Below are 16,284 nucleotides of genomic sequence, written 5' to 3'. Positions count from 1 at the left end.
CCGAGTGGCCGCCGGCCAAGCACCTCTCGGACGGCTCGCCGAGCATGTCGACGAACCCGTTCGTCGACTATCACGTGATCTACGCCGTCGCCCTGGTCGTCCTGGCCGCCGTCGCCGCCGGCGACACGCTGGGCGCGGGCAGGCTCTGGGCCAAGCTGCCCTTCGTCCGCGACCACAGCTGGCTGCGCTGAGCACCGACGGCGCGGTGGGCCCGTCATCCGGCCCCCCGCGCCGAGCCGCGCAGGGAGCCGGACGGCGGCATCTGGTCCGGAATGGCCGGCCGGGGGCTCCGCCGCGCCTCAGGCCCGACTGCCGGGCTGGACAGGCAGCGCCGCCAGGCGTCGGTGCAGATAGCCGCCGCCCCAGGCCAGTTCGTTCAGCGGCACGGCCGGCTCCAGCCGTTGCCAGCGGCCGAGGATGACGGTCAGGGCCACCGTGAGCTCCAGGCGGGCCAGTGCCGATCCGGGACAGTAGTGCGGCCCCAGACCGAAGGTCAGGTGACGGCCGGCGGTGTCGCGGTCCGGGTCCAGTGTGCCGGGGTCGGCATGGCAGCGCGGATCGTGGTTGGCCGCCGCCACGGAGAGCAGGACACCGCTGCCCGCCGGAATGACCGTGTTCCCGAACCGGACGTCCTCCAGCGCCACCCGCTTGGTGCTGAACGGGCCCGGGGTGTCCCAGCGCAGCAACTCGTCCACCGCGCGCGGAATCCGCGACGGCTCGTCCCGCAGGGAGTCCTGTACGTCGCGGTGGCCCAGCAGCGCCACCACACTCATGCCGATCGCCTGCACCGTGCTGTCGAAGCCGGCCAGCAGGAGCATCGCCAGGAGGGAGGCGACCTCGTCCTCGGTCGCGCCGCCCTGGTGGCGCCATGCCGCGAGGACGCGCGAGACGACGTCGTCACCCGGGTCCGCGGTGCGGCGGGTCATCTCGCCGCGGACGAACGCGTCGATGCGGGCCACGCTCTCCTCGACGGCGCGGATGGAGCAGCCCGCCTTGTCCGCGAGGAGCGCCACCGGCTCGTACAGCGCGGCCCGCTCCTCCTCACGCACGTCGAAGACCTCGCACAGCGACCGGAAGGCGAAGGGGCGCGCGAAGGCGTCCATCAGCTCCAGCGGGCCCTGCCCCCGTGCCGCGTCCGCCGCGTCGAGCAGGTCCCCGGCGGCTCGCTCGATGCGCCCCCGGTGGGCGGCCATGCGTGCCGGGGTGAGGGCCGGGGTCGCCAGGCGGCGGATCCGTGTGTGGTTCGGCGGGTCGTAGTTGACCAGCGTCACGTCCAGGGCGCGTCGGCGCACGCCAGGGTCGGGAACGTGGCCTCCGCTCAAGGAGAGGCGGGAGTCCAGAAACCCGGCCCGCACGTCCTCGGCACGGGTCACCAGCCAGGCGGGCCGTCCGGCGGGCGTCCTGATCCGGGCCACGGGACACGTCTCCCGGATCTCGGCCAGCGTCTCCTCAGGACGAGCCAGGAACGCGGCCCCGAGCGGCTCCGGCAACCGCGGCCGTCCTGTCGGTGCGGGCGTAGTGGACGGTGCGGGCGAAGTGGACAGTGCGGACGGCGGCGCGGACGGCGCGGACAGTGCGGACGGCGGCGCGGACGGCGCGGACAGTGCGGACGGCGGCGCGGACGGCGCGGACAGTGCGGACGGCGGCGCGGACGGCGCGGACGGCGCGGACAGTGCGGGCGGAGCGGACGGTGCGGCCGTGACGACGTGCTCGGTGTCCATACGTGAGGCGTCCTCTCGCGGTCGCGGAGCGTGCGGCGGCCACCGTAGGAACGGCCGGTTGACCGCCGGTTCGCGCCCGGTCCGATTCCGGTATGCGGCCGCCGAGGGCCGCCTCGCCGGCGCCACCCCCGGGATGCCTGGCCTCCCGTCTCGGTTCCGGCCGGCCGCCATGGGCCGAGCCGACGCGCCCACCAGGGATTTCACCGTCGCCCAACCGGCGGTGAACCGGTGTCGAACCTCCTCCTCCTAGCTTCCTGCCGGTCGGCGCACCGCTGCCGTCCGTCGTCCCGAACGCCCGTCGTATGGAGGACCATCATGGCCGAGAACGTCGAGCCCAACGAGGAGACCACCGAGACCCCGGCGGAGGAGACTCCCGAGGTCGTCGCGCACGCCGCGTCGAACGTCGCCTGGTGCGGGGTGCACCAGGAGTCCGCCGTCGACGAGCCGGAAGTGGTCGCGCACGCCGCCTCGAACGTCGCCTGGTGCGGCGTGCACCAGGAGTCCGCCGTCGACGAGCCCGAGGTGATCGCCCACTCCGAAGAGGGCGAGGACACCCCCTGGTGCGTCGTCCACCAGGAGCACCAGGCCTGATCGGCTCACCCCCGGCGCGGTCCTCCCGGTCGCGGCGGCGCCTGACGCCGCCGCGCCCGGGCCGCGCCCGCCCTCCAACTCCCGTCACCGCTCCGGAGGTTGCCGTGCCCGGTACGCAGTCCGTCGCCGTCCCCGCCGCCGGGGCCCGTCTGATCCAGGCCGACAGGGGGTGGTGGTTCCTGGGCGCGGGCGGATACGCGCTGATGCGTCCCGGCCAGGTGGAGGCCGACGGCACCCTGCGGCCCTCCGCCGAACGCCATCTCCGCGAGGCGGGCCTGTACGACGTACAGCCCTACACCTCGTACTCGCTGACCGTGCTCACCAGCACGGACTGCAACCTCGGCTGCGGCTACTGCTTCCAGAACACCGCGCAGGACCCCAAGGGCGGAAGCAGGCCGCCGCGCATCCAGCACGCCCGGCTGACCCCCGAAGCCGTCGGACAGGTCCTGGACTTCACCCGGGAGCGCATGGCCGCGGCCGGCATGGACAAGCTGGCGCTGCTGCTCTTCGGCGGCGAGCCGCTGCTCAACCCGCGAGGCTGCCGCGACCTGCTGACCAGGGCCGGGGAACTCGGCGCCCTCACCGCGTCGATGACGTCCAACGGCACCCTGCTCACCCCCCTGATCGCCAAGGAACTCAACGCGGCCGGCCTCGGCTCCGTACAGGTGACCTTCGACGGCGACCGGGCCGACCACGACGCCATCCGGGTACGCCGCTCCGGAGGCGGCACCTTCGATGTCATCGTCTCCAACATCGCGCGCGCCATCGAGAAGACGTCCCTGCGCTGGATGCTGCGGGTCAACGTCTCGCACCTGAACCGGCACGGCGTGGACGACCTGGTCGAACGGCTCGGCGCACACCTCGATCCGGCCCGCTGCGGCATCCACTTCGCCCGCGTCGGCGACGTCGGCGTCGGCTACGCGAACAACCTGATGCACGAGAACGGCCTGGTCGACGACTTCGTCCGCTGGCACGCCCGCGCCCTGGAACTCGGCTTCACGGTGGCCCGTCCGCGTGCCCATGTCCCCTGCCAGGCTTGCTCCTTCGCCGACGGCCGCTACGGCGCGGTCGTCAACGCCGATGGTGTTCTGGCCAGTTGCTGGGAGACCGCCGGCAAGCCCGGTATGGAGGTCGGCACCATCACCGACGGCTATCTCGACGCCGAGCAGACGAAGGGCCGTTGGGTCAGCTGCCACGACCACTACCAGTACGACGAGGAAGCCGCCGTCCGTGCCGTCTTCCAGGACCGGGTCGACGCCGGAGTCCTGGACCGCCTCCACGCCGTCGGACGGCTGGGATGAAGAGCGCCGGCATTCTGCGGACCAACGCCGACTTCCGCCGCTACTGGCTCAGTACGACGCTGTCCACCCTCGGCTCACAACTGTCGTTGCTCGCCTTCCCGCTGCTCGTCCTGTCCATCGGCGGCAGCGCCGCACAGGCCGGAACGGTCGCGACCTGCTCGCTGGTGACCCGGACCCTGCTGCGCCTGCCGGCGGGCCATCTCGCCGACCGCCTCGACCGGCGAATGATCATGGTCGGGACCGATCTGGTACGACTCGTGGCGCTCGCCAGCATTCCGCTGGTGTCCGCGCTGGGAGACCTCGGACAGACGCACCTCCTCGGTGTCGCCGTGGTCGAGGGCGCGGCCACCGCGCTCTTCGCGCCCGCGGCCACCATCGCCGTGCGCGACGTGGTGCCGGAGAAGGACCTCACCGACGCGCTGAGCCGCAGCCAGGCCGCCATGGCGACGAGTTCGCTGATCGGCCCGTTCCTCGGCGGCTGGCTGTACACGATGGACCCGATGCTGCCGTTCGCCGCCGACGCCTTCTCCTACGGGGTGTCCGCCGTTCTGCTGCTGCGCATCGCCACCAAACCCCCTCGTCTCGTCGCCGGCACCGGCCGCGACGACCGGCTCACGGCCGGGCTGCGGTGGCTGACGGGCCAACGGGCCCTTCTGGCAGCCCTGTTGTTCGCCGCCGGCATCAACGTCGTGTCGGCGGCGGCCCAGACGACCATGGTCGTCTCCTTGCGGCAGAGCGGCGCCGGCGGCACGGCGATCGGAGCGGTGATGGGCTGCGCGGGCATCGGGGCCATGCTGGGCGCCGCCGCGGCTCCATGGCTGATCAAGAGGATCACCGCCGCCCGTCTGTTCCTGCTCATCGGCACGGTCTGGGCGATCGGCCTCGCCGTCTTCTCCGCGACCACGCACCCCTGGACGATCGGCCCCGTGCTGGTCGTGGTCGTCTTCTTCAGTCCACCGGCCGGCATTGTCGTGGGCCGCGCGATGCTGGTGCTCGCGCCGCGGGACCTGCTCGGCAGGGTCAGTACCGCCACCGGACTGGTCATGGCCGGTCTCGCCTCCCTCGGACCGCTTCTCGCGGGCTCCTTCGTGGACTCCCTTGGGTCGAGCCACACCTGGCTGGCACTCGCCGGAACAGCGGCGGTCGTCACGGTGGTGTCGTCGGTGCCGCTGCTGCGCGAGACGAGCCTCGACGCCGTGGCCGACGACGCCAAGAGGACCGGCCCCGACGGTGTAGTGGGCGACGCGAAGAAGATCGGCCCCGATGGCCTTGCGGGCGACGCGAAGAAGGCCGGACGCGACAGTGGCGCGGGCGACGGGAGGAAGACTGGGCTCGACACCGTGACAGGCGACGCGAAGACCGCCGCCGGTCCCGCCGACGCCGCCCGTCTCCCTGACCTGCCCGAGTTCGAGGTCGCCGCATCTCCCCCTTCCTTCCCGGAAGCTCCGGCTCTTGCCGGCGCCGGCCACACCGACAGGCCGGAGGTCGAGGCACACGGCGCACCGACCCCGCCCGGCGGCTCCGAGCCCGAGGACCCCTCTCCGGCGGCCCCCGCGCGGCGCCCGGGCACCGGTGACACCTGAGCCTCACCCATCCACAGGCGACCGACGTGATCCGTCCCCCTGGAGCGCCGCGATGACCCAGTCCCCGCCCCGCGACGCCAGGCCGGCGCCCGCCCCGTACACCTACCCGCCGGCCCCCCGCAGCGGACCGGAGGAGATCGTCCACGGACGGCGGGTGGCCGACCCTTACCGCTGGCTGGAGGATCCGAAGGACCCCGCCACGGCAGCGTGGTGCGCCGCTCAGGATCTGCTCTATGCCGAGGAGGAGGCCCGCTGGCCGGCCCGGGACGCGTTGTTCGTGCGGATGGCCGCGCTGCTCGACGGGGCTGGCGTCCGTCCGCCGGTGGTACGCGGTGGGCGGGAGTTCCACACGCGTCGGGAACCCGGGCGCGAACTCGCCGTACTGGCGGTCCGCGAGGCGGGCCGGACGCGGATCCTGCTCGATCCGCTGGGCATCGATCCGTCCGGTACGACGGTCCTCGACGCCTGGGAACCATCCTGGGAGGGCGACCGCGTGGCCGTCCAGCTCTCCTCGGGCGGTACGGAGCACTCGGTGCTGCGCGTGCTCGACACGGCGACGGCCGAGACGGTCGACGGGCCCGTGGACCGGGTCCGCCGTTCCCCCGTGGCCTGGCTGCCCGGCGGCCAGGCCTTCTACTACGTACGCCGGCTGCCTTCCGGGTACAGGGGCGCCGGAGCCGGACCTTGTCGCCGCGTGTATCTGCACCGGCTCGGCACACCGGCCGACGAGGACGTGGAGATCTTCGGGGCCGGACGGTCGGACACCCAGTACTACACCGTCGCCACCGCCCCCGACGGCCGGCTCCTGGTCGTCGGCGCCAGCGAGGGCACCTCCCCGCGCACCGACCTGTGGACCGCCGACCTGACCAGGACCGGACCAGACCGGCCCGACCTGCGCCGGCTTCAGCACGCCGCCGACGGCCATACCGCCGTCCGTCTCAGGCCGGGTGCGGGACCGCTGCTGTTGAGGACCACGGCGGGCGCCCCGCGCGGCCGGATAGCCGCGGTTCCTCGCGACGCCGCGGTTCCTCGCGACGCCGGGGATCCGTGCCCGGCGGACCCACGCCAGTGGCGCACGCTGGTCGCCGAGCAACCCGGCACCGTACTCCAGGACTTCGCGGTCCTCGACGGCCCGGCACTGGACCGGCCGCTGCTGGCGGTCGTCCGAACCCGGCACGCGGTCGGTGAGTTGACCCTGCACGATGCCCGGACCGGCGCCCGCACCGGGACCGTACCCCTGCCCGGACGAGGGACGATCACGTCCCTGACTTCACGTCAAAAGCCGGGCCACGAACTCTGGTTCGCCTACACGGACCACATCACACCCACTGTCGTCCTGCACTACGACGCCGCCGCAGGACGCCTGACCCTTTGGCCCGGTCCCTCCCCGGCGGTGGCCCCCGCCGAGGGTGTGCACGTCACCCAGGAGGTCGTGCGCTCCCGTGACGGCACCGAGGTGCGCATGTTCGTCATGTCCCCCACGGGCCGCCCCGACAGACCCCGCCCCGCCGTCCTCACCGGCTACGGCGGCTTCGGCACCTCGATGACCCCCGGCTTCACCCCACAGGCCGTGCCCTGGGTGCGCGCCGGCGGGGTGTACGCGGTCGCCTGTGTGCGAGGCGGGGGAGAAGAAGGGGAAGAGTGGCACCGGGCCGGGCGCCGTGAGCACAAGCACAACACCTTCGACGACTTCGACGCCGCGGCGGACCAACTACTCCATGACGGATGGGCCGCGCCCGCCCGGCTCGGCGTCCTCGGCAGCTCCAACGGCGGTCTGCTGGCCGCCGCCGCGCTCACCCGCCGTCCCGAGACCTACGCGGCCGTGGTCTGCGCGGCGCCCCTGCTCGACATGGTGCGCTACGAGTTGTCGGGAATGGGGGCGAGCTGGCGCGACGAGTACGGGAGCGCCACGGACCCCGCTCAGTTCGCCCGGCTCCTGTCGTACTCGCCCTACCACCAGGTCCGCGAGGGCGCGCCCTACCCGGCCGTGCTGCTGGCCGTCTTCGACGGCGACACCCGCGTCGACCCCGCGCACGCCCGCAAGATGTGCGCCGCCCTGCAATGGGCCGGCACCGGTCACGCGCCGGTCGTGCTGCGCACCGAGAGCGGCGTCGGACACGGAGCCCGCGCCTCCTCGCGCAGTGCCCGCCTCTACACCGACGTCATGGCCTTCTTCGCCCACCACCTGGGCCTTCCACTGCCGGGGGACGGCTGACATGAACGTGCTGCTGTGCCCGCTCAACGACCCGGGCTACCTGTACCCCGCCCTCGCGGTGGGCCGCGAACTGCGCCGCCGCGCCCATACGGTGCACGTCCTCGCCGGGCCGCGAGCCGCGCCGGTGGTGACCGTGGCAGGCCTGGACGTGTCCGCCGTCACCGACGACAGGGCCCTGTCCGTGGCCTGCTGGACGGTCCGCGGCCCCGAGCAGTACACCGAAGTGGCGCGGGCGGTGCGGCGGTTGCGGCCCGACGTCCTGGTCACCTCCGTGCTCTGCCACGGCGCGCTCGTGGCCGCCGAGGCCGCGGGCCTGCCGGTGGTCGTGCTCGGACTCGCCGCACACCTGTGGCCCTACCGCTCCGGAGGCGCCGGCCCGGTGGACACGCACGACCGCACGTGGCGGCTGACGGAGACCCTGAAGCACTATCAAGCGCTACGAGAGGCTGTCGGCCTCGCGCCACGGCACGACCGCCACCCCGACACCCCGCTGCTCGGCACCACGTTCCTGCTGCGCGGCCACCCCGTTGTGGAACCGGCCGGCGCCGAACTGCCCCCAGCCGTACGACATGTCGGCCCCTGCTGGTGGGAGCCCGAGCCCCCGTCCACCGAACCGCTGCCGGATTCCAAGCCCCTGGTCTACGTCCATCTCGGACGGACCTTCGGCGGCGCTTCCCTCTGGCCGCGGCTCAACGCGGCCTTCACGTCGGGTACTTACCGGGCCGTCGTGGAACTGGGTCGCTCCGGTGCCCCCGAGGCCGACGCAGACGCCGACCTGGTCGTCGGCCGTCGCCCCTGGATGGGCCCGCTCGTCGACCGGGCCGACCTGGTCCTGACGAACGCGACCTCCGCCCCCGTACTCGCCGCCCTCCTGCGCGGCAAGCCGCTCCTCGTCGCGCCCAACGGATCGGAGCAGCAGGTCCTCGCCGCCGACTGCCTGCGCGCCGGCGTCGCCCGCAGGCTGCCGGAGCCGGGTGCACCCGCCGCGGACCTGCGGGCCGCGGTCGAGGCGACTGCTCACGATCCTGAACTACGGGCACGCGCACAGGAGATAGGCGGCCTGCTAGCCGACGGCAAGAGCGAAACCCGCGCATCCGACGCCGTGGAATCGGCGGCACACTGATCCCGGAGGCCGCCCTCACCTGCTTGGTCAAGGGCGTGGGTGAGGATGGCGGCATGACGACCTGGTTCCGTACCTACTACGAGGACGAAGATCTGTGGCTGTATTTCGAGGCCGCTGACGATGGCTGGGCGGAGCGACAGGTTGAGGTCCGAGGGCAGGACTCACGACCGGTGACGGCGGCCTCGTTGGAGGAGGTTCTGTACTTGCGTGATCATGGGGATCTAGCGGCGATGTTCCGCTATGAACGGCAGTACGGAGTTCTCGCCGAAGGTCCCATGGACGGCTGGCAGGACCAGCCAGGGGCAGCCGAGATCTCCGCGGCGGAGTTCGAGCGACTGTGGGTTGAAGCACGGCGTGTTCTCGGCGATTCAGCCTGACCTGGCGGGCTGGGGATCGTGGAAGCTTCCGTCGCGGAGCATCATGAAGAGGACGCCTGCCCGTCGTCGGGCGGGGCAGGGCCTCAGCGAGTGCCTCGTAAAGACTCTGTGCTCTCCAGGCCGAGGGGAGAGGGTCACTCCCTGTTCACCCCGCCGGGTAGGGGCGCGGGAGCCGGCTCGGGCATTCCCGGGGCGCGACCGACCGCCGGCCGCTCCCGCCAGAGTGTGAGCCCGACGTCGACGAGCCCCACCCGGTCCAGTGCGGGTACCTCCTCCAACGGGTGCCAGGCCGCCATGTCCGTGGAGCCGTCCGTTTCGTGGCGCAGTTCGCCGCCGGTGACCCGGGCCTCGTAGACGATCCGCAGGCTGTGGAAGTCGGCGGTGGCGCCGAGGCGGCGCGGATAGGCGTGCCGCTGCGAGTCGACACCGAGCAGCGCCACGGGCTCGATCGCGTACCCGGTCTCCTCTTCGGCCTCCCTGATCACGGTGTCGTACGGGTCCTCGCCGTGGTCCATGCCTCCGCCGGGGAGCGTCCAGCGCCTGCTGCCGTCCTTCGACACCCAGCGCGCGAGGAGCATCGTCCCGTTCCGCACGCACACGGCGTAGGCCGCCACTCTCAACTGCTTCCGCATGTGCCGACGTTAGAGCAACGGCAACGGCACGTCCCGGTGGGACGGAGATCCGCGGTATGGCGCATGGAGGATGTGCGGCAGCCCCCGGGCCTCACCCCTCGTGAGAGGCCTGTGGCGGAGCTCCTTCGAGCAGAACGTCCCGTAGCGCCGCGACCAGCTCCAGGCCTCGCGCCCGTACCGCCGACGGCGACTCCTCGTGGCGCCGGTCGGCGATGACGGCGAGGGCTGCCGCGGCCTGGCGGGCGAAGAGGGCCAGGAGGTCGAGTTCGGAGAGGCTGGAACGGGACTGCTCGGCGGGGTCGAGCACTTCGAGGACGCCGAGCACCCGGTCGTGGTGGGCGAGCGGCGCCGCCATCAGCGCGTCCGGCACGTAGCCGGTCGACTTCGCGACGTCCTTGGCGAACATGCTCTGTTCCCGGAGGTCGTCCGCGATCATGGGCTCGCCCGAGACGAGCACCCAGCCCGCCAGGCCCCGGCCGGCGGGGAACCGCGAGCCCACGAGGGAGTCCTCTCCCTCCCCGGCCACGGCCTGGAAGACCAGTTCGTCGGTGTCCCGGTCGTGCAGCAGAACGGAGCTGGCCGCGGCGCCGAAGATGGCCCGCGCGGTGTCGACGACGGACTGCAGAAGATCGTGCTCCGCACTGCCGACGCGTGTCGTGGGGCCCCCGCCTGTGGCGGGGACGAGGCCGGGGGACTGGCTCATGATTCACCTCGGGTTCCGGGTTCGCCGATGCGCACGTTCGCGGCGGAGAGGTAGAGCGCGTGTTTGATCTGGAACGGTGTCAGCTTCGGGTGGGTGCCGAGCAGGCGTGCGCACATCCCGCTGATGAAGGGGGTGGCGAAGCTGTTGCCCGTGGTGCGGATGGTCGTGCCGCCCGTCCAGGCCACCTGTACGTTCTGGCCCGGTGCGAAGAACTCGACGGGGGGCGCGGGGTTGTAGAGGAACAGCCCGGAGTCGTCCTCGCGGTGCGTACCGACCGAGATGACGGACGAGAACCGCCAGGGGAAGCTCTCCACCGGTGTGTTGTGGGCGGACGCCACGAGCGTGGTCCCGGTGAAGAACGCCTGGTCGGCCAGCGCCCGCAGCGTTTCGAGGAACTTCGGACGGGTCGTGGACAGACTGAGGTTGACCACGTCGAAACCCTGGTCGACGGCCCATCGCAGCCCGGTGAGCAGTGCTTCGCCCGTGCCGGTGAAGCCCTCGCCCAGCACCCGCACGCTGTACAGCTCACAGTCCGGTGCCACGCGCCGGACGATGCCGGCGCAGGCCGTTCCGTGCCCGCAGCCGTCGCCGGCGCCGTCGGGCAACCGGCCGCTGTCGACGACATGCAGGCCTCCGTCGGGGGCGGGGGCCACCGCGTAGGAGCCCTGGACGATGCCGACCGAGGGGTGGCCGCACTCGACCCCGGTGTCGACCACGCACACCCGCACCCCAGCGCCGTCCGACCACTCCGAGGGATCGGCGGGCAGGTCCGGCACCGTGTCGGCGAGCATCGTGAGGTCCTCGGGGGAGCGGTCACGCAGGCTCCAGGTGAGCCCTCCCGCCGTTCCTGTGGTCATCCGGTCCTGCCTTCCCGTCCGGGCGGGCGTTCCGCGCCCCGGACCGTGGCCGTCGTCTCGTCGGCGAACACGGACGCGCGGTCCGTGCCCGGCCGGTGCCCCTTGGCGGCGAAGTGTTCCCGCGCCCTGTCAGCCTCCCGTGCCGCGTCCGCCGTCAGGCCGAGGGTGCGCAGCGTGTGCGCGAGGTCGAGGGCCGCGGTGCCCCGTACGACCGGGGAGTCCGTCTCAGCGGCCGCGGCGACGGCCCGGTCGGCGCAGGCCCGCGCCAGGTCCGGGTCCCCGGCGATTGCCAGGGCTCGTGCCCGCAGTCCGTACGCGTCGGCGGACTCCGCCGGAGGCAGGGCGGACCGCTCGGGGTCCGGCAGGGCCAGCGCGTGCGCCGGTTCTCCTCGGTCCAGCAGGATCCGCGCCCGCTCCCGTGCGATGCCGGGCAGGGCTCCCGTGGCGCCGAGTCCGCGGCCCGCGCGTTCCGCCTCCTCCAGCAGGGTCAGACCGCGGGCCGGTGTACCGCTCAAGGCCTCGACCTCCGCGGCGAACAGCGGGATGAACAACGCGCTCTCCGCGTAGCCGAGGCCACGGGCCAGGCGCGCCGCCTCGGTCAGCCGCTCGTGCGCCTCCTCGTGCCGGCCGTGCAGGGCCAGGAGCACGGCGAGCGGGCAGCCCAGCGTGGCGCGCACGGTCGGCCGGCCGGCGCCGTGGGCCGACAGCAGTTCCTCGCAGCGCCCGACGGCGCGCGCGACCGGGGTGGGTCCGCGCCACAGGGAGATGCCGACCGCGCCGAGTGCCAGCGCCCGTTCGGGTTCGGCGTCGGCACGGTCGGCGTGCTCCAAGGCTCGGTGGAGCAGTTCCTCGGCCTCGGCGTGCAGTCCGCGCCGCTGACGGTCCTGGGCGATACGGACACAGGCACGGGCGATGCCCTGGTCGTCGCCCGCCCGGGCGAACAGCGGGAGCGCTGCCTCCGCCACCTCGGCCGCCGAACCGTGCCGGGGGTCGAGCGCGGTCAGCGCGAGCCGGGCGTGGGCGGCCTCCAGCGGATCCCCGGCCCGGTCCGCCGCGTCGAGCGCGTCCGCCAGCAGTTCCCGGCCGCGCTCGGGCTCACCGCGGGCGGCCTTCGTCTCCCCGAGCCGGCGGGCGGCCGCGCGGGCGATGGGCTCGCCGGGAGCGGCCAGGTCCAGGGCCTGGGTGAGCAGGTCGTCGGCCCACGGCAGGTCGGAGCGGGCCAGCGCGGCGGCCCCGGCCCGGGTGAGCAGGGCGGCGGCGCGCGTGCGCAACGCGTCGGTGTCGCCGTCGTGGATGCCCAGTTCGGTGAGCAGACGGTGGGCGCGGGCCAGATGGGAGCCGACGGCGGCGTCGCCCGCGTCGTGGCGGACGAGGACCCGGGCTGCGTGCTCGTGGCGCCGGGCACGTACCTTCTTGGCCATCCCGCGGTACGCGGTCTCCTGCACCAGCGCGCTGCCGAACCGGAGGACGGACCCGGTGGACCGGGAGCGGCCGCCGGACTCGATGAGCCGCCGTCGTACGAGGCCGCGCAGCAGACCGCCGGGGGACTCCGCCGGGTCTCCGGGCTCCTCGGCGGTGGCCAGTTCGGTCAGGTCGGCACGCTGGAACTCCCTTCCCAGGACGGCGGCCACCTGCAACAGCGTCCGCTCCTCGGGCGGCAGCGCGTCGATGCGGGCGCCGAGCAGGGCGTGCACGGTCAGCGGCAGGTCGTCGCACTCGGCGGCCATCGCCGTCAGATGTTCCAGGTACAGGGGATTGCCCTCGGCGCGGTCGAGCGCGCCCTCCAGCACGTCCTGCCGGTGGGCCGCCACCTCGACCAGTTCCCCGGCGAGAGCGGCGGCCTCCTCCCGGGTGAGGGGTGTGAGCAGCAGCGACGCGGACCGCATCCGCCCGCTGCCCCAGCCGGGACGGGTCTCCAGGAGCTCGGGGCGTGCGACGCACACCAGGGCCACGGGGGAGCGGTCGAGTTCGTCGAGCAGCCGGTCCGCCAGGTCGAGCAGTGGCCCGGACGCCCAGTGACAGTCGTCCAGCACCAGCACCACGGGCCGCTCACGGGAGAGCGCGTCCAGGAGGCAGGCCAGGGCCATGAGGGTGTCGTCCGCCGAAGGGCTGGGCGTGCCGTCCGCGAGGAGGCCGGTCCGCAGCAGGCGCAGCGCCTGTTCCGCCTCCGTCCGCTCGGGGGCCGGCAGCGCGGCAAGGGCCCTGTCCTCGCCGACGGCGGCGAGCACCTGGCGTACCGCTTCGGCGAGCGGCGACAGGGAGCCGGACTCGCCGTAGGGGCGGCATCGGCCCTCGCCGTACGCCGGGCAGTCCCGCAGCCACTCGCGCAGCAGGCGCGTCTTGCCGAGGCCCGCCTCGCCGTAGACGGTCACCAGGTACGAACGTGGGTCCGTCTTCAACTTGCTTGACAGAAGGCGGAGTTCGGCCAGTTCCTGCTCACGTCCGATGAAGGGCGTGTCGAAGCGGCGTACCCGTTCCGGGTCGTCCTCGTGCAGGGCGACCAGGCGGTGGGCCGGGAAAGGTGCCCCGACTCCCTTGAGGGACAGCGATCCCGCCGACTCGGTGACCGCCGAGGGGCCGGCGGCGTCCAGCGTGGCGGGGCCGATGAGGATGTCCCCCGCGCCGGCGTGCTGTTCGAGCCGGGCCCCGATGTTGACGACCTCGCCGGAGACGAGGGCCTGCCGTGCTGCGGGGTCGACGCTCACGACCACCTCGCCGGTGTTCACACCGATGCGGACGGCGAGGCGCACGCCGTGCTCGCGCTCCAGTTCGGCGTTGAGCCCGTTGAGGCCGGTGACCATGCCGCGTGCGGCGGCGAGTGCCCGGTGGGCGTCGTCCTCGTGACGTACGGGCACCCCGAACACGGCCATCACGGCGTCGCCGATGAACTTCTCCACCGTGCCGCCGTGTTCCTCGATCCGCGCCCGCATCAGCGCGAAGTACCGGAGGGTGACCGTGCGCAGGGTTTCCGGGTCGAGCCGTCCGGACAGGGCCGTGGACCCGACGAGGTCGCAGAAGAGCACGGTCACCACCCGGCGCTCCTCGGCGGTGGCCGTGTCGCCCGCGGCGACGCACGCGGTTCCGCACCGGGGGCAGAACGCCGCGCCGTCCGGCGGGGGTTCGGGGCACTGCGGGCACTTCATGCGCGTGCCGCCGGTCATCGCCGCGGTCATCAGAACAGCGCTCCGCCGGCGATCTCGCTGTGCGCCTGCACCTCCGGCTCGGCCGCGTCCAGCCGTTGCTTCAGGTCCAGCAGCAGGGTCAACTCCTGCGCGCTGAGGTCCTGGAGCACCTCTCGCTGCTCGGGGGAGAGGCTGTGCAGCGGGAACCCGGCGTCCTCCAGCGCGCGGAGACGCTCGTGATCGGGTGCGGAGTCAGTCATCGGTGCTCTCCCCTTCGGTTGGTGCCGCGGTGATGCGGTCGAACAGCTCGGCGAGAGAGGCGACCGTGTGCAGCGCGCTTACGGCGACCAGGGAACGCTGAGCGGCGTCCAGAGGCAGCCGCTCCAACAGCCGGTCCAGGTCGGCGCTGTGCCCGTCGTCGAGGTCCGCGTGGAGGCGTACGGTCTCGAAGGCGGCCGGCGGCAGTCCGGTCTCGCGTGCCAGCCGGCCGGATAGGCCGGGCGCGGGGGCGTTGCCCTCCAGTACCGCGATGTAGCCGAGCAGGGCCACCGGATGACTGTGCTCGATCCAGTAGTGCTGGGCTCCCACCAGGGCGGCCACATGGGCCGGCGGCACGGTGCCGGTCAGCTCGTCCGGCGTCGTCCCGGTCGCGGCGGCGTCGGTGAGCAGCCAGTCGTCGTGGCCTCGTTCCTCTTCGGCGTGCGCCCGCAGGTACCGCGCGAGGGGGCGTGCCACGGGGTCCCGCGGCCGTGCCTCGCAGCGGGTGGCGGCCCGCTCCATGAGCGGAACGGAGGCGCGGATCACCTGGTGCATGGCGCGCAGGTAGCGCCGGTAGCGGCCGGGGAGCCCGGCGTCGGTGTGCCACATGCGCGCGGTGGCGGCCCACAGCACGGGCTGCACGAGGGAGAGTTCGAGGCGCAGGCGCGCGAGGGCCGACGGGCTCACCCGGACACCTCCTCGTTTCCGGGGCCGCCGAGCAGGACGAGCGGTGCGTACCGGTCGCTTCCGTACCGTCGCAGCAGAGAGGCGGCCCCCGCGTCGTGCTGGAGCCGGGCGCCGAGCGCGTCCATCGCACCGGCCGCGGGGCGCGCGCCGGACCGTTCGGCCGCGTCCAGGGCCGCGGGCCGCCGGGCCAGGCTCCGGCAGTCCGCGCACGATCCGACCCCGGCGGTACGGATGGTCCGCAGCACGGGCGAGGCCTGGCAGCGGCGCCGGATCGCGGCCCAGTCGTCCTGCTCGATGTGCCCCAGGCGCAGGTGTTCCGGTACGGGGCGGGCGTCCACCACACGCTGGTTGCAGCAGGCCGCGACGGTGCCGTCGAAGGCCACGGTCGGCCAGGCGGCCATGGCGCACGGTGCCGGGGGTGGCTCGGAGGAACCCTCGTCCGCGGCGCCCGGCAACGGGACGGTTCGCGCGGACGCCCAGCCCGCCGCCCGCCCCACCGGCCGGATGTGATTGACCAGGACGGCCGCCTGGTCGTGGAATTCCGTACGAATGGACGTGGTGACGTCCGCGAGATAGGCGTCGTCCGCCGGTGTTCCCGCCACGTGGAAACTCACGTCGATTCCGCTTTCCCTGATGCGGTGCATCGCGCGAAAGACCGCGGCGCGCGGTACTTCACGTTCGTGGAACACGTCGATGCTCGCCGAGAAGTGGGCGACGTGCCGCAGGGCGCGCAGGATGCGGGCGGGCACCCGGCCGTCGGCGGCGAAAAACATGCCGCTCAGTACCGACGTACGTGTTCCGGCCGCCGCGGCGAGCGCCGCGAGGTCCGCGACGAGCGCGGGCCGCAGCAGCGGCTCGCCCCCCGTGAGCATGAGGACCTCCGGACGGTCGTCGGGGGCGAAGCCGCCGACGAAGCGGCGCAGCGCGTCGGCCGGAGTGTCCTCGCCGCGCGGCCCCGACGAGGTGGAGCAGTGGGCGCAGCTCAGCGGGCAGCGCCTGGTGAGGGTGGCGAGGAGCCCGGCCGCCGGTACCGGACGGAGCTCGATGATCTCGGCCAGCCGCATCGCGTCACCTCCGTAGGCCACCGGGACGTGCGGGCTCAGCGTGCGGGGCA

At 73.4% G+C, this 16,284-nt stretch carries 14 protein-coding genes and 1 pseudogene; 7 read left to right on the top strand and 8 right to left on the bottom strand.

Annotated elements, in window-relative coordinates; all coding sequences use genetic code 11:
- A pseudogene (locus ACF07B_RS21985) lies at positions 1 to 191 on the top strand (hypothetical protein); the annotation flags it as partial.
- Between the two features lie 108 nt (positions 192 to 299).
- On the opposite strand, the gene ACF07B_RS21980 reads toward ACF07B_RS21985, so the two are convergent.
- Positions 300 to 1,721 carry a cytochrome P450 gene (locus ACF07B_RS21980; RefSeq protein ID WP_392180184.1) on the bottom strand — a complete coding sequence of 474 codons (1,422 nt, stop codon included), beginning with the start codon at positions 1,719 to 1,721 and terminating at the stop codon, positions 300 to 302.
- A gap of 315 nt (positions 1,722 to 2,036) precedes the next feature.
- On the opposite strand from ACF07B_RS21980, the gene ACF07B_RS21975 reads away from it, so the two are divergent.
- The 6 genes from ACF07B_RS21975 (at position 2,037) to ACF07B_RS21950 (ending at position 8,911) form a co-directional block, all read left to right on the top strand.
- Positions 2,037 to 2,312, top strand: a complete 276-nt coding sequence (locus tag ACF07B_RS21975) for a hypothetical protein (protein WP_392180183.1) — start codon at positions 2,037 to 2,039, stop codon at positions 2,310 to 2,312.
- Between the two features lie 104 nt (positions 2,313 to 2,416).
- Positions 2,417 to 3,613 (top strand): radical SAM protein, encoded by a 1,197-nt coding sequence (locus ACF07B_RS21970; protein WP_392180182.1) that lies wholly within the window; start codon positions 2,417 to 2,419, stop codon positions 3,611 to 3,613.
- On the top strand, positions 3,610 to 5,196 hold the full coding sequence (locus tag ACF07B_RS21965) for an MFS transporter (protein ID WP_392180181.1): 1,587 nt from the start codon (positions 3,610 to 3,612) through the stop codon (positions 5,194 to 5,196). The genes ACF07B_RS21970 and ACF07B_RS21965 overlap by 4 nt, the downstream gene beginning before the upstream one ends.
- Positions 5,197 to 5,248: 52 nt before the next feature.
- A complete protein-coding gene (locus ACF07B_RS21960) occupies positions 5,249 to 7,411 on the top strand; it encodes a prolyl oligopeptidase family protein (RefSeq protein ID WP_392180180.1) in 2,163 nt (720 codons plus the stop codon).
- 1 nt (position 7,412) lies between these two features.
- On the top strand, positions 7,413 to 8,534 hold the full coding sequence (locus tag ACF07B_RS21955) for a glycosyltransferase (protein ID WP_392180179.1): 1,122 nt from the start codon (positions 7,413 to 7,415) through the stop codon (positions 8,532 to 8,534).
- A 53-nt stretch (positions 8,535 to 8,587) separates the two neighbouring features.
- On the top strand, positions 8,588 to 8,911 hold the full coding sequence (locus tag ACF07B_RS21950; RefSeq protein WP_392180178.1) for a hypothetical protein: 324 nt from the start codon (positions 8,588 to 8,590) through the stop codon (positions 8,909 to 8,911).
- Between the two features lie 134 nt (positions 8,912 to 9,045).
- On the opposite strand, the gene ACF07B_RS21945 is transcribed toward ACF07B_RS21950, so the two are convergent.
- The 7 genes from ACF07B_RS21945 to ACF07B_RS21915 form a co-directional block, all read right to left on the bottom strand.
- Positions 9,046 to 9,543, bottom strand: a complete 498-nt coding sequence (locus ACF07B_RS21945) for an NUDIX hydrolase (RefSeq protein WP_392180177.1) — start codon at positions 9,541 to 9,543, stop codon at positions 9,046 to 9,048.
- A 91-nt stretch (positions 9,544 to 9,634) separates the two neighbouring features.
- The gene (locus ACF07B_RS21940; protein ID WP_392180176.1) at positions 9,635 to 10,246 is read right to left on the bottom strand and encodes a GAF domain-containing protein; all 612 of its coding nucleotides are present in this window, start codon (positions 10,244 to 10,246) and stop codon (positions 9,635 to 9,637) included.
- Entirely contained in the window at positions 10,243 to 11,103 is an 861-nt protein-coding gene (locus ACF07B_RS21935; RefSeq protein WP_392180175.1) for a S8 family serine peptidase, read from the bottom strand. The genes ACF07B_RS21940 and ACF07B_RS21935 overlap by 4 nt, the downstream gene beginning before the upstream one ends.
- The gene (locus ACF07B_RS21930) at positions 11,100 to 14,276 is read right to left on the bottom strand and encodes an AAA family ATPase (RefSeq protein ID WP_392180174.1); all 3,177 of its coding nucleotides are present in this window, start codon (positions 14,274 to 14,276) and stop codon (positions 11,100 to 11,102) included. Before ACF07B_RS21930 ends, ACF07B_RS21935 begins: the two co-directional genes overlap by 4 nt.
- The gene (locus ACF07B_RS21925; protein WP_369480547.1) at positions 14,276 to 14,485 is read right to left on the bottom strand and encodes an aroma-sacti cluster domain-containing protein; all 210 of its coding nucleotides are present in this window, start codon (positions 14,483 to 14,485) and stop codon (positions 14,276 to 14,278) included. Before ACF07B_RS21925 ends, ACF07B_RS21930 begins: the two co-directional genes overlap by 1 nt.
- The gene (locus ACF07B_RS21920) at positions 14,478 to 15,170 is read right to left on the bottom strand and encodes an iron-containing redox enzyme family protein (RefSeq protein WP_369480546.1); all 693 of its coding nucleotides are present in this window, start codon (positions 15,168 to 15,170) and stop codon (positions 14,478 to 14,480) included. Before ACF07B_RS21920 ends, ACF07B_RS21925 begins: the two co-directional genes overlap by 8 nt.
- The gene (locus ACF07B_RS21915; RefSeq protein ID WP_392180198.1) at positions 15,167 to 16,234 is read right to left on the bottom strand and encodes a radical SAM protein; all 1,068 of its coding nucleotides are present in this window, start codon (positions 16,232 to 16,234) and stop codon (positions 15,167 to 15,169) included. The genes ACF07B_RS21920 and ACF07B_RS21915 overlap by 4 nt, the downstream gene beginning before the upstream one ends.
- Positions 16,235 to 16,284 lie beyond the last annotated feature (50 nt).

Source organism: Streptomyces sp. NPDC015532 (assembly GCF_043078065.1).
Classification (GTDB): domain Bacteria; phylum Actinomycetota; class Actinomycetes; order Streptomycetales; family Streptomycetaceae; genus Streptomyces.
This window is presented reverse-complemented; position numbering and strand designations above follow the sequence as displayed.